The organism is Tenacibaculum profundi, from assembly GCF_057162725.1.
Genome location: NZ_CM169894.1, coordinates 2,035,737 through 2,048,492 on the forward strand (window position 1 = coordinate 2,035,737; position 12,756 = coordinate 2,048,492).

Sequence of the window (12,756 nt, forward strand, 5' to 3'; positions counted from 1 at the left end):
TCTTTCTTAGTTTTAAAATAATTTAATTAATCACGGGCTCTCCAGAATAAAATTTTAATACTCTAGTTTTAAATATATAATCGTACTTAGCTCTTATCATAGCACTCTCGGCAGCTACTAATCTATTACGAACTTGATCAAAATCAAATTGCGTAGTTGCTCCGTAATCATAACTCACTTGAGCGTTTTTAAAAGCCTCCTTTTGTGCTATTAATGAAACTTCAGCTGCTTCAAAAGCCTTTGCTGCGGCTTTAGTATCTAAATAAGCTTGTTCAATTGTTTGTTTTAATTGAAGTTTTTCATTCTCTAAAGCTATCTCTGATACTTCTTTATTTATTAGAGACTTGGCTAATCGATTTTTTGTTTGAAATCTATTAAATATAGGTATTCTCAATGAAGCACCAACACTATACTGAACTCTATCATTTATCTGACTAAAAAAATTATCATTTGAAAATCTTAAATTATTAAATTGATGGAAATAAGAACTGCCCACCCCTAAACTCAATGACAAGGTAGGTAGGTAGCTCCCTTTAGAAATTTTAATATTAAACTCAGCATTATCTATATCTAAAATCGCTCTTTTAATTTCAGGTCTATTGTCTAATGCATTGCTAAAAATTTCTTTTGAATTATCAAAAAATAAAGTTGATGACACAATATCAATTTCAATATTTTCTACATCAAAATTATCGCTAGAAATTTGCAATAATTGTGTTAATTGTAAAAATGCCAAATTTAAAGCATTTTCTTGTAAAACGACATTTTGTAAATCATTAGCCACAGTAGATTTTGCATTAAGAAGGTTTCCTTTGGGAATTACTCCTGCTTCAAATTGAGCCTGAACTCTTTCAATCTGTTTTTTACTTATGTTGTGTTGAATTTTTGCAACCTCTAAATTTTCTTTCGCAAATAATGTGTTTAGATAAGTATTTATAATTCTTAAAATAATATCATTTTCAATTACCTCTAAATCTAACTTACTAGATTTCACACCTAACTGTGCTTGCTTATATGTATTTAAATTTCTAAATCCATTAAAAACAGTAACTTCACTAGACAAATTAAAACTACTATTAAAATTTTGAGTATTTTGCAAAACTCCATTACGATCTTGAGATAATCCAGAAGTGAAACTACCATTTGTACTAGCACTTAAATCTGGCAAAAAACTACCTCTAGCAATTGCCACATCTTTTTCCGCTAATTCAATATTAAGTTCATTTTGCTTTATTGTGATATTATTTTTCAAGGCATGCTCCACACATTCTTTTAATGTCCATTTTTTTTGAGCAAATAAACTATATGTTGACAATATTGATAAAAATAATAAAATTTTAATTTTCAAAATACTTTTCTTTTAAATTCGTTTAGTTCAATCAATTGCCATTCCGTAAAAAACAAAAAACACAAAGCGCTGAAAAACAGTTTTTTAAATAAATTTTGATTTTATCAACGTGTTCAAAAACGAACATAAAAAACACTTTATGACAATTCCTATGAATAGGACGAATAAGTTTTAACTATGTTACAATTAGTATATAAGTAGAAAATTTAATCTCTTACTTTTTACGATATTTATAAATGAAATAAAATAAAATCCCCACTAAAATATAAGGAAAAACCATTAAATACGTTATTCCATTATTCACACCTTCAGCTACAGATTCGTTCCCGCCTTCAATCACAGCTTTACACATTGCACATTGAGAGAAAATGCTAAAATTGTAAAAACAAAAAACGATAGAGAGTATAATTCTTTTAAGCATAATATGGGGATATCATTAAATAAACTAACACACCTGTAACTGAAACATAGAACCATAACGGATGAGCCAATTTTGCAATTTTTTTGTGATCATTATACTGACCTAACTTCGCTCTCATAAATGTAATCAATACAAAAGGTATAATGATTACAGAAAATAATATATGTGTTATTAGTATAAAATAATAAACATATTTTATAAGCCCCTCTCCTTCAAACCGTGTTGAGTCTGAGGTCATATGATATGCAACGTACATAACCAAAAACAAAGCTGAAAGAATTATTGCCATTGTATTCAATCGTTCATGTAGCTTCCTATTTCCATTTTTAATAGCAACAACTGATAATATTAACAAAACTGCTGTAACACCATTTATACTAGCATAAATTGGTGGTAAAAAAGATAAAGGTTCGACATTTGGAATTTTTATTCTAAAAAGAGCGACTACTGCTAATGGAATTACAATAGAAATTGTAATTATTATTTTCTTATAATTTGCTTCTTTTGATGTTAGATTACTCATTTAATAATAATTTAATATCCTGTTTTAATTCTGTTATTTGATCTTTGAAACCATGTTCATCTAAAGCCCTATAATATATTATTGGATTTCCGTGCTCATCATATCTTGAACGAATATTTCCATTTTTATCAACCAAAGCAAACAAGCCTGAATGCTCAAACCCTCCGTGCGAAACCTCCCCTTTTCCTGCATACATCTTGAACCCTTTATTGGCCAAGGCATACACTATCTTATCTGGCTTTCCAGTTAATAAATTCCAATTTTTATGATTTATACCGTTTTGTTCTGCATAAGCAAGTAAACTTTGAGGTGTATCTAATTCAGGAGTTATAGTAAAAGAGGCTATTCCAAATTTAGGATTTCCCATAAATTCATTTTGAATTTCAACCATCTTTCTATTCATAATTGGACATATTGTAGGACATGTTGCAAAGAAAAACTCAACCACGTATACTTTTCCTTCATAATCTTTATTTGTTATTAAATTCCCATTTTGATTCGTAAACTCAAAATTAGGAACTTTGTTAAAAGTATGAAGATTAGCCGACTGAAAATGTTTTATTATTTTAGGGATGGAATAGACTCCAAATAATAAAATTATAAATGAAATGCCTACGTAAGAATAATTACCTTTTTTCATTTGAAATACGATTTTTTCTTCTGTCTTCACTTCTATTCTTCTTCAATGCAAAACTATACTCGGCAAGAACTACTTTAACATCGTCGTGCATATCTCCCTTTAATTCTGCTACTGATCTCATATTATAACCAAATAAATCGACCTTTTTTAATTCGTTTATCGTTGATTTACCTCTTCTTTGGTTATTTTCTTTGTCAATTATAAATGCTTTCTTCGAATGATAATTGCCGTCTAAACTCTCATTTGTCTTAAGAATTTCATAAAGAGCTTCTATTTCATTCTCAGAGACAAATAAAAACTTCCACTTTATCAAATTAGTGTTTATACTAAGTTTTTTCTTTAATTTCTCCACCTTCTGTTCTTCTTTCTTCGTAACTAAAGAGACTAATTGAAAATCAGTATATCCATAAAATTTCTTATAAACTTTTTCATTAAGATTAAAAATTTCTGCATCTGCCAATGCTATATCATTACCTAAAAAAGTCAATACAGTTACTTTATTTTCAAAGGTGTGTTCTTTATTTAAAAAAGAAAGATCAATTACTCCTTTGGACACTATTGGTAATTTACCAAAATTATGCGTGCTAAACTGTAATGAAATATAAAACAATAATGGCACTATAAAGAGTATAAATAATACTATAAACTTTTGCTTCCTACTCATTTTAGATTTGTTTTAAGACAAAAAAAGGTGGTCTTTAACCACCTCTCTTTTGTTTTATATTTTACCACTTTACTAGTGGCCCCAATGTGTCGTATAAATAACCTCCTTCAATAAGTATTAATGTTACTAGATAACATATAAGAAATACAGCTGTCCAAACCACCGAGCGTCTAAACCATGTTTTTTCACCCTCGAGGTGCATAAATGCCCATGCAATATAATATGCTTTCACAATAGTTAAGATAATAAATATCCAGTTCAAAAAACTAGTTCCCAAAAAACCGCTTAAGTAAAGTGAATCTGGCTTATAGATTCCTAATACTACCTCAACTGCAGTTATTATTGATAAGATTGCTAGAACAATCCAGATTCTTTTCGTATTCGATTCGTGTGCGTGACCTGCCATTGTTTACTATTTTTTAATAATTATACCAAGTAGAAAAAAGTAAATACAAATACCCACACTAAATCAACAAAGTGCCAATATAAGCCAACTTTTTCAACCATTTCATAATGCCCTCTTTTTTCGTACGTTCCTAAAACAACATTAAAAAAGATAATAATATTTAGAACAATTCCCGAAAAAACATGAAATCCATGGAAACCTGTTATGAAGAAAAAGAAATCTGCAAATATAGGGTTTCCGTATTCATTTTGAATTAAATTAGCTCCTTCAACAACACCTGTAGCTTTCTTTAATTGCGCTAAACTTTCCTCTCTTGATAAGATAATTTTTTGTTTTGTATCTGGATTAATTCTTTCAGTTCTTATAAGTAAAGAAGGATCGTTTTTAAATGCTTTTTGAACTTGAGTAATAGAATAGTTAGATATCGTCTTCTCACCTTCAAACCATAAACCATTCTTTCTCGAATGCTCCACCCTACCATCAACTCTCTCATTGTATACAAAATCAGCCAATGCTACTTGATGACCGTCTTTGACAAACTGCAATATATGATTATCCGATGTTTTCAGTGCCCCGTAAGAACCATTTATAAAAGTTTTCCACTCCCATGCTTGCGAGCCAACGAAGATTAGACCAAAAACAATAGTAACAAACATATATCCTGCTACTTTTCGCTGTTTCATCTGATGTCCTGCATCTACTGCTAACACCATTGTTACAGATGAAACAATAAGAATAAACGTCATAAATGCAACATATATCATAGGGTAATTACCGTGAAAAAATGGTATATGAGTAAATACTTCGTCAGCGATAGGCCAAGAGTTAATAAATTTAAAGCGAGTTAATCCATAAGCCGCCAAGAATCCAGAAAAGGTTAACGCATCTGATAATATGAAAAACCACATCATCATTTTACCGTAACTAGCTCCAAATGGTTTTACACCACCTCCGCTCCAAGTCTCTTTTTTGTCAGAATCTACAGCAATATTTGCTTCCATAAATACTTTTTTGTTATTTCTCGTTATTTTTGTTAAAACAATGCTTCAAAATTACGCATTTTTAATTACCTAATAAAATAGAAAAAGAAAAATAGATAAATCCACAAAACATCAACGAAATGCCAGAAGATTGCACCTAGTTCAAACCCAAGCATATTAGCACTTGAGTACTTCTTTTTAAAATGATTATAAATTACAACCAATAATACCAAAACTCCAGCTATTAAGTGGATAACATGCATAAACGTAATCCCTATAATAAATGAAGTCGAAACTGTGCTTTCGGGGCCTGTGAAATACAAACCCATTTCTTTTAATTGATTAAAACCGATATATTGGAACCAAATAAATCCAAGCCCCAAAATAAAAGTCGTTACTAAGAGTATAAAAGATTTAGGTAATTGGTTCTTTTTTAAGGCTTTTTGAGAGAGCCACAATGTAAAACTACTTAATAAGATAAATATGGTGCTCAAGTAGAAGGCTTGTGGAAGACCAAAGCTAACCCAATCCTCCCTTTTCATACTTATAACATAGGCACTCGTTAAACCTGCGAAAAACATAACCATACTTATCATGGAAACCCATAACATTGGCTTTGCTGACTTCCTTCTACCTTGTCTTAATTCATCATCAATTGTTTCTATTTGTTCAGTCATTAGTGTAAAAATTTATCTATTACATATATTATAGGTACCACCGTTATATAAAAAACACTTACTAGCATTAATTTTCTCGCATCTGAATTATCTTGTGACTTATAAAGTTTAAAAGCTCTCCATAACATAAGTCCTCCCAACAAAAATATAACAAAAGCTGTATAAGAATAAATATAAAATTCTCCGGTTACCTTCAATACAGGGGCTATAGAAACCAACATCATAATGCAGGTATAAAAAATAATTTGTATCACTGCTCCTTTATCCTTCTTATCCATTGGAAGCATATGTAAACCTGCTTTACTATATTCTTCGTATTGTAACCAACCAATAGCCCAAAAATGAGGAAATTGCCAAAAAAACTGTATCATAAACAAAAAGCCAGCTTCAATACCGAATTTTCCTGTTGCTGCAACCCACCCTAACATAAACGGAATAGCACCTGGTATTGCTCCTACAAAAACAGCTAACGGTGTATATGATTTTAGGGGAGTATAGGCTGAAGTATATAAAAAAATAGAAATGGCTCCAAATAAAGCGCATTTCGGATGTATTCCATACAATATTGACAACCCCGTTATTGTAAAAGAAACAGCTATAATCATGGCTGTAGTAACAGACATCCGCCCAGAAGGCAACGGTCTATTTTTAGTTCTTGTCATTATTGAATCAATATCCTTTTCGATAATCTGATTAAATGCATTCGAAGCCCCAACCATAAAATACCCTCCTATACCTAATAATAGGACGATAGTATAATTAATTTCATCTACGCCTAGAAGATAACCTGTAATTGATGTAAACACCACGCTAACTGATAACCCAACTTTAGTAAGTTGCTTAAAATCAGAAAAAAGTGTTTTGATAGTTATTTTATTTTGTATTGCTGAAACAGAACTCACTGATTTTTCAAACTTTTTTGCAAAGATATTTCTTTCTAATTTAACATCCGAATTTTTTGAAATTATTTAAAAAAAAAGAAAAAGGACTTTGTAATTAAAAAAAACAATTTATATTTGCATCCGCGTTCAAATAGCGCGACGTTCATTAAAATAAATGAATCGACTACGCGAAAGTAGCTCAGGGGTAGAGCATCACCTTGCCAAGGTGAGGGTCGCGGGTTCAAATCCCGTCTTTCGCTCCAAGATTTATCAAAATTTACGCTGAAGTGGTGGAATTGGTAGACACGTTGGACTTAAAATCCAATGAGCCGTAATGCTCGTGCGGGTTCAAGTCCCGCCTTCAGTACTAAGACTTATTCAAGAATAAGCTTAAATTTAGTTATTGTCGATAACTATAAAGCAGAAGTGGTGGAATTGGTAGACACGTTGGACTTAAAATCCAATGGGCCGTAATGCCCGTGCGGGTTCAAGTCCCGCCTTCTGTACAAAAACCTTAACATTTATTTGTTAAGGTTTTTTTTGTGAAAATTAGTTTGCTTTTCATAAAATTAAATTTTTAATTGTTTTAATTACGTATTTTTGTTTAACAATAACTAGATATAATGAAACAAAAAAACACAAATACTTGGGTTAGTTGGAATGAAAACTTAAAGTACAACTTCGAAAAGCTATATAAAGTCACCACTGAAGAAGAACTTCAAGAAGCAATATCTTCGAATGAAAAAATTCGTTTTTTTGGAAGTAAGCAATCTTCGGCTGATATTGCCGCTGGAACAAATGCATTGATAGATATGACTGGCTACAATAAGATTGTTTCTTACGACTACAATAAAAAAACAATTACAGTTCAATCTGGTTTAATTTTAAGAGAGTTATTAGAGGCAATTGAAGCTGTTGGTTGGTGTATTTCTTGTTTACCAGACATTAACACTATTACAATTGGTGGCGCATTGGCAACTGGCACACACGGTACAAGTGGTAAATTATTAAGCGAATACATGATTGAATGTAATTTGGTATTAGCTGATGGTAGCTTAAAAAAAATTACAAAAGAGGATCCGTTGATGGATGCTGTTCGCGTTTCTTTGGGAATGTTAGGTGTAATGTCTACGATCACTTTTCAGTGTGAAGAAGAATATACGCTTCATGTAAAGGAAGGTCCTGAGAAAGATAGCGAGTGGCTACCAAAAATAAAAAGCAGATTAAAGAAACATGATTTTTTAAGAATTTTATGGTTACCCCATACTGACAGAGGATATGTTATTACAGGTGATAAAATTGATCCAGAGACTGAAGTTACAGAAAATTTAGGACCTAGATATTTGAAACATAGAAGGAATGCTTCAAAGATTTTATACAAATACACTCATATTTTTCCTTGGTTAACTGCCATTGCAAATAAGTTGTTATACAGAGGATTTTTCAGTGCAAAAAAAGAACATAAAGGATCTCTTTACCAAGCAACCGTAACTAAATCAAGAGGTTCCACTTTGGAATTAGCTGAATGGACTATAGCACTGGATAAGTTTCCAAAAGTTTTTGCAGAATTAAAAAGAGAACTGAACAAATGGGGTAACAAATCTTTTGTCCATATCCCAATGGATGTTCGCTTCGTATACCAAGATAAATCCTGGTTGAGTTACGCTTATGGGCATGATACTGTAACTATGGGTTGTGTTTCTAGAAATGCCGCAACTGCAGATACTTATGAAGCTTTTAAAAGTGTTGAAAAAATATTCATTAAACATGGAGGAAGACCTCATTGGGGGAAACGCTTTGTGGCTAAGGATGCAGAACTTTCTAAAATTTATCCTATGTGGGAAGACTTTAAAAGATTAAGAAGCGAATTAGATCCAACCAATAAATTTTTGAATCCATATTTAACCAATTTAGTTAATGAAAAAAACAAAGTTAATGCAATTGCCTAAAGGTTTTCTATTCGATTTTGATGGTGTAATAGTTAATAGTTTCCAAAGCCATAGAAGTGCATGGGAATCAGCCTTTAAAGAATTATTTCATAAAGAACTTCCTGCATTTCCCATGGAATTAGCAGGAGCTTCTCCTTATAAAATAGCCGAATATTATGCAAGTACAGTTGGTAAAGAAAATCAGTTTAAAGATTTATATTTTTTGAAAGACGAGCATTTAAATAAATTTTTTAAAGTACCTGAATTATTGCCTGGTATACGAGAAATTACCTTTTTTTTAAAGGAAAATAACACACCTTACGGAATTGCAAGTAATGCAACGAGACAATTCTTAAAAAACAGTATTTATCATTTAAATATTGATTTTGAAACTTATTTTGGAGTTCAAGATTATAAAAAACCAAAACCAGCACCAGAAGCTTATATTACTTTAGCGAATAAACTGGGTTTTACAGTGTCAGATTTTAAAGATATTTGGGTTTTTGAAGATAGCTTAACAGGAACTACTGCAGCGAAGTTAGCAGGGATGGTTCCTATTGGAATTTTAACCCAATATTCAGACTCTGAGTTAAGAGAAGCTGGAAGTCAATTTATTTTTCCCACAGTCTTAGAAGCTTTTGAGTATTTAAAAACTCACGTCACTCAGAAATGAGAATAACCGAGGACTCTAAGAATAAAAAAGACTTACCTTGTTTTTAGTAACATCTTGTATTTTTTCAGTATCAAATCCTAGTTACCAAGTATTTTCACTCTTATTCGTTGCCTTATTTTTGTTTTCTAGAGAAGAAAAATAGATACTAAATTTGTTTCTCAAATATAAGTTTTATAATTTGAGTGGCGTGTTTTTGTATATCAGCTAACAATTGACCCAACACAATTTTACCTTTTTTATAATAATTGGTCGACCACAAACAGTTTCTACTTGTTTCACAACATCTACTTTTATCTGCAAATACTATAGTTTTGTCATATAACAACGACAACTTGTTTTTTGCTTTGAAATTTAAAATCTAATCAGCAGATCTTCTCACCATCAAAATGTACTGTAAATATTTTGTACATGGATTTAAATCATTATCATTGAACACAACTCCCAAAACTTAGGCAAAGTTATAAGTATTCAATAAATTAATATTTATTCTTTGAGTTTATTTGTCAGCTAACTTTTTACAAAAGCAACTCTAACACTAACAACCAACAAGTTTTTCTTTTTTTACAAAAAAGATCGCCTAAATAACTTAGACGACCCTAATCACCGGTTTATTATGTTTATCTGCTACTTTTGTTCAATAACATCCCAATGCTCCACTATCTTTTGATTTTCTAATCTAAATAAATCGGCAAATAAATAATTATCACCCCCAAATATTCCTTTTGAATATACTAAAACCATGTCACCCTTCGCAAATGAAGTCACTATCTCTTCATATTTCAAAGTTATTCCTTGGTTTTTTAAATAGTCTAATAAAACATACAACCCTTTAACATCATCTTGAACTGTTGGATTATGCTGAATTAGTATTCCGTTATTAAAAAAATCGGGAAGTGTTTCATATTTACCATCTATCCAAACATTTTTTATAAATTTATTTATGTGTGTTAAGTTTGAAACTGTATTATTAGATTTTGTGGATACTAGTTTTGCTCCTTCAAACATTCTATTCTCCGAAATTTGATTTTTTGGCACCTTTTGAATAGTTGTATATATTTTTTTATCTCCTGTTATTTCCAAAAGAGCCATATGAGCATACTTTTCTCCACCTCTTTTTGATTCAAAATGAGCAAAAATTTGATTTTCGTTAGAAAATAGTCTGTGCACTTTAACTTCTTCTTCCTTCTCAAAATGACTCATTATTAAGTCTTTTTTTTCTTGCTCATTAACTACATCTAACAATACCTCTGCTAATTTTTTTGGTTGAGAAAAATTAGGACAATGGCTACTATTAAGCGTATATACTTTAAGTACATTTCCCTTATACATGCTTTTTTGTATTTCTATAGGAATAGCTTTATCTTCCGTTGTTTCAATATAATACTTAGGAATTCTTCCGAAATTCTTATCTGTTATCTGTAATTTATACTTTAATGGTGATAAAGGCTCTGAAACTATGTATGGTTTAATATTAACATCGTAAAATTCCTGAGAAACATCATGAACGAGAGCATTTTTTTGTTGATTTTCATTAATATACGCAGAATAACCATCGTCTGACACCTTAAAATTATCTACAGCATTAGAGCCTGAAACCCCTTGAACTGCTCCTAAAAAAGAGCTCTCATTAGGAAGTAAAAATGCAGCCATATAAACAAGGCTTTTTACTTTATTTGGTCTTAACTCTGCCACCCTACTAATGGTTATTCCATTAAAACTATGCCCTACCAGTATCACTGGTTTATCTTGCTCGTCTAAAATACTTACCAAGGTGTTAACATAATCATCCATAGTAATATCCGATGCAGGTGTGCCATCACTTCCATGTCCCGGTAAATCGGGAGCTATAACTTTATGGCCTTTATTTGTTAAAATAGGAACTATATTTTCCCATTGCCATTTTCCCAACCAAGCAGAATGAACCAAAACATAAGTTTCTTTTGGTAAATTATCTATTGAGTTATCATTGATATTCGTCTCTCCTTTACATCCTAAAAGAGCAAGAAGTAGGCTTAGAAAAAGCAGCTTAAATTTGATCATTTTTTTGTTTTTTAAATTATTGATCAAAAATATAACAGGACAACTGACCTAATTTGTACCTTTAGGTACAAGTAATAAAATAAATCACTATTAAGCATAATACTCAATAGAAAACAACAAAAAGAAACATAACACTTGAAGTACGCTTAAAAAGTAAACCCCTTCAATAAAGTATAAAAAACTTATTTTTCCTATGTGAAGTCAATACAGGTATAAATAAGCAAAAAATTATAAACATATTTGTAATCACCAATAAAAAAAAACGTCTAACTAAAAACAGATTCTAAATTCAATTTAATATGCAAAAAATATTTTTTCTTTTAAGTCTGATTCTCTTCACAAATACTTACAGCCAAACAAGTATTTTTAATTCATTACTAAAAAAACATGTTAATAACAAGGGAAATGTAAACTACAAAGCTTTTAAAAATGAGGAATCAAAACTTCAAGAGTATCTAAATTACTTAGAAAGGACTACTCCTCAAAAAAACTGGTCTCCTGCTAAGAGTAAAGCTTTTTGGATCAATACCTACAACGCTTACACTATCAAACTAATATTAGACAATTATCCTTTAAAAAGTATTACTACCATTAAAGAAAAAGGCAAGGGCGCATGGGATATACAATTTGTAAAAGTTGGAGGTAAAAATTACACACTAAACCATATTGAACATGAAATATTAAGGAAAAAATTTAACGATCCCAAAATTCATGTTGGTGTAAATTGTGCTTCCGGATCTTGCCCTCAATTAGGGAATTTCGCTTTTACTGAAGCTAATTATGACGTCAAAACTACCCTGTTACTAAAAAAATTCATTAATAATCCACAAAAGAATAAAATCTCTCATAATGAAATTCAACTTTCAAAAATATTTGATTGGTTCAAATCTGATTTTACTCAAAATGGTTCTATTATTGATTTTCTTAATAAATATTCTAACACAAAAATTAGTACAACGGCAAAAATTAAATATTTAGAGTATGATTGGAGCCTGAATGGGAAATAACTTTTTTTCAAAATAAATTTTGATAATACATTTTGTATTTTTATCACTTTGAGTGAATTTAGAAATAGACTATTGAATCATTTTTTTTTATAATATTTGATTTCTTCAACATCATTGAGCCTATTTCAAGCATAAAACTAGCAATTAATAAAGAAATAAGATATATGTCTAAAACGTACTATGACCCAACAGATCTAAAAAAATTTGGTAAAATAACGGAATGGAGCGAAGAACTTGGTAACAAATTTTTTGATTATTATGGAAAAGTTTTCGAAGAAGGAGCTTTAACCGCCAGAGAAAAAAGTTTAATAGCACTCGCTGTGGCTCATACAGAACAATGCCCATATTGCATTGATGCTTATTCAAAAGATGGTTTACAAAGAGGTATTACTAAAGAGGAAATGATGGAAGCGATTCATGTTGGAGCGGCAATCAAAAGTGGCGCAACACTTGTTCATGGAGTTCAAATGATGAATAAAGTAAATAAATTAGATATGTAGCAAAATCTAATTAAAAAATGACATCAAGTAGTTTTCGACGGCACTTGACCTTATAAATCATAAAATAC

At 30.6% G+C, this 12,756-nt stretch carries 14 protein-coding genes and 3 tRNA genes; 7 read left to right on the forward strand and 10 right to left on the reverse strand.

All coding sequences use genetic code 11. From position 1 onward, the window contains the following. Window positions 1-22: 22 nt before the first annotated feature. The 9 genes from AC2GW8_RS08275 to cyoE all read right to left on the reverse strand — a co-directional run bounded on the left by AC2GW8_RS08275 (window position 23) and on the right by cyoE (window position 6,561). Window positions 23-1,348: a TolC family protein gene (locus AC2GW8_RS08275; protein WP_440879403.1), complete on the reverse strand. Its 1,326-nt coding sequence runs from the start codon at window positions 1,346-1,348 to the stop codon at window positions 23-25. A gap of 214 nt (window positions 1,349-1,562) precedes the next feature. Continuing rightward, window positions 1,563-1,769, reverse strand: coding sequence for a CAMCR motif-containing small membrane protein (locus AC2GW8_RS08280; protein ID WP_440879404.1), 207 nt, complete (start codon window positions 1,767-1,769; stop codon window positions 1,563-1,565). Beyond that, the gene (locus AC2GW8_RS08285; RefSeq protein WP_440879405.1) at window positions 1,762-2,292 is read right to left on the reverse strand and encodes a DUF420 domain-containing protein; all 531 of its coding nucleotides are present in this window, start codon (window positions 2,290-2,292) and stop codon (window positions 1,762-1,764) included. Before AC2GW8_RS08285 ends, AC2GW8_RS08280 begins: the two co-directional genes overlap by 8 nt. Further along, window positions 2,285-2,932, reverse strand: a complete 648-nt coding sequence (locus AC2GW8_RS08290; protein ID WP_440879406.1) for an SCO family protein — start codon at window positions 2,930-2,932, stop codon at window positions 2,285-2,287. Before AC2GW8_RS08290 ends, AC2GW8_RS08285 begins: the two co-directional genes overlap by 8 nt. After that, window positions 2,919-3,596, reverse strand: coding sequence for a hypothetical protein (locus AC2GW8_RS08295; RefSeq protein WP_440879407.1), 678 nt, complete (start codon window positions 3,594-3,596; stop codon window positions 2,919-2,921). The genes AC2GW8_RS08290 and AC2GW8_RS08295 overlap by 14 nt, the downstream gene beginning before the upstream one ends. A gap of 61 nt (window positions 3,597-3,657) precedes the next feature. Continuing rightward, window positions 3,658-4,002, reverse strand: a complete 345-nt coding sequence (locus AC2GW8_RS08300) for a cytochrome C oxidase subunit IV family protein (RefSeq protein WP_440879408.1) — start codon at window positions 4,000-4,002, stop codon at window positions 3,658-3,660. Between the two features lie 20 nt (window positions 4,003-4,022). Next, the gene (locus AC2GW8_RS08305; protein ID WP_440879409.1) at window positions 4,023-5,003 is read right to left on the reverse strand and encodes a cytochrome c oxidase subunit 3; all 981 of its coding nucleotides are present in this window, start codon (window positions 5,001-5,003) and stop codon (window positions 4,023-4,025) included. Between the two features lie 65 nt (window positions 5,004-5,068). Then, window positions 5,069-5,659 carry a cytochrome c oxidase subunit 3 gene (locus AC2GW8_RS08310; RefSeq protein ID WP_440879410.1) on the reverse strand — a complete coding sequence of 197 codons (591 nt, stop codon included), beginning with the start codon at window positions 5,657-5,659 and terminating at the stop codon, window positions 5,069-5,071. Beyond that, the gene (gene cyoE / locus AC2GW8_RS08315) at window positions 5,659-6,561 is read right to left on the reverse strand and encodes a heme o synthase (RefSeq protein WP_440879411.1); all 903 of its coding nucleotides are present in this window, start codon (window positions 6,559-6,561) and stop codon (window positions 5,659-5,661) included. Before cyoE ends, AC2GW8_RS08310 begins: the two co-directional genes overlap by 1 nt. Window positions 6,562-6,728: 167 nt before the next feature. On the opposite strand from cyoE, the gene AC2GW8_RS08320 reads away from it, so the two are divergent. From AC2GW8_RS08320 to AC2GW8_RS08340, 5 genes are all read left to right on the forward strand, one after another. Beyond that, a tRNA-Gly gene (locus tag AC2GW8_RS08320) sits at window positions 6,729-6,803 on the forward strand. Between the two features lie 18 nt (window positions 6,804-6,821). Further along, window positions 6,822-6,907 (forward strand) — tRNA-Leu (locus AC2GW8_RS08325). Window positions 6,908-6,960: 53 nt separating this feature from the next. Continuing rightward, window positions 6,961-7,046: transfer RNA gene (locus AC2GW8_RS08330), tRNA-Leu, on the forward strand. A 117-nt stretch (window positions 7,047-7,163) separates the two neighbouring features. Continuing rightward, a complete protein-coding gene (locus AC2GW8_RS08335) occupies window positions 7,164-8,489 on the forward strand; it encodes a D-arabinono-1,4-lactone oxidase (protein WP_440879412.1) in 1,326 nt (441 codons plus the stop codon). Then, entirely contained in the window at window positions 8,458-9,141 is a 684-nt protein-coding gene (locus tag AC2GW8_RS08340) for an HAD family hydrolase (RefSeq protein ID WP_440879413.1), read from the forward strand. Before AC2GW8_RS08335 ends, AC2GW8_RS08340 begins: the two co-directional genes overlap by 32 nt. Before the next feature lie 624 nt (window positions 9,142-9,765). Here AC2GW8_RS08340 and AC2GW8_RS08345 read toward each other — a convergent pair. Next, entirely contained in the window at window positions 9,766-11,181 is a 1,416-nt protein-coding gene (locus tag AC2GW8_RS08345) for an alpha/beta fold hydrolase (RefSeq protein ID WP_440879414.1), read from the reverse strand. 299 nt (window positions 11,182-11,480) lie between these two features. Here AC2GW8_RS08345 and AC2GW8_RS08350 point away from each other — a divergent pair, with 299 nt between their 5' ends. After that, a complete protein-coding gene (locus AC2GW8_RS08350) occupies window positions 11,481-12,188 on the forward strand; it encodes a DUF547 domain-containing protein (protein ID WP_440879415.1) in 708 nt (235 codons plus the stop codon). Between the two features lie 164 nt (window positions 12,189-12,352). Then, window positions 12,353-12,688, forward strand: a complete 336-nt coding sequence (locus tag AC2GW8_RS08355) for an arsenosugar biosynthesis-associated peroxidase-like protein (protein WP_440879416.1) — start codon at window positions 12,353-12,355, stop codon at window positions 12,686-12,688. The last annotated feature ends 68 nt before the right edge of the window (window positions 12,689-12,756 follow it).

Coding starts and splice junctions, on each gene's coding strand:
- AC2GW8_RS08280 (WP_440879404.1), bottom strand. CDS start 1,769: ATGCTTAAAAGAATTATACTCTCTATCGTTTTTTGTTTTTACAATTTT.
- AC2GW8_RS08285 (WP_440879405.1), bottom strand. CDS start 2,292: ATGAGTAATCTAACATCAAAAGAAGCAAATTATAAGAAAATAATAATT.
- AC2GW8_RS08290 (WP_440879406.1), bottom strand. CDS start 2,932: ATGAAAAAAGGTAATTATTCTTACGTAGGCATTTCATTTATAATTTTA.
- AC2GW8_RS08295 (WP_440879407.1), bottom strand. CDS start 3,596: ATGAGTAGGAAGCAAAAGTTTATAGTATTATTTATACTCTTTATAGTG.
- AC2GW8_RS08300 (WP_440879408.1), bottom strand. CDS start 4,002: ATGGCAGGTCACGCACACGAATCGAATACGAAAAGAATCTGGATTGTT.
- AC2GW8_RS08305 (WP_440879409.1), bottom strand. CDS start 5,003: ATGGAAGCAAATATTGCTGTAGATTCTGACAAAAAAGAGACTTGGAGC.
- AC2GW8_RS08310 (WP_440879410.1), bottom strand. CDS start 5,659: ATGACTGAACAAATAGAAACAATTGATGATGAATTAAGACAAGGTAGA.
- AC2GW8_RS08335 (WP_440879412.1), top strand. CDS start 7,164: ATGAAACAAAAAAACACAAATACTTGGGTTAGTTGGAATGAAAACTTA.
- AC2GW8_RS08340 (WP_440879413.1), top strand. CDS start 8,458: ATGAAAAAAACAAAGTTAATGCAATTGCCTAAAGGTTTTCTATTCGAT.
- AC2GW8_RS08345 (WP_440879414.1), bottom strand. CDS start 11,181: ATGATCAAATTTAAGCTGCTTTTTCTAAGCCTACTTCTTGCTCTTTTA.
- AC2GW8_RS08350 (WP_440879415.1), top strand. CDS start 11,481: ATGCAAAAAATATTTTTTCTTTTAAGTCTGATTCTCTTCACAAATACT.
- AC2GW8_RS08355 (WP_440879416.1), top strand. CDS start 12,353: ATGTCTAAAACGTACTATGACCCAACAGATCTAAAAAAATTTGGTAAA.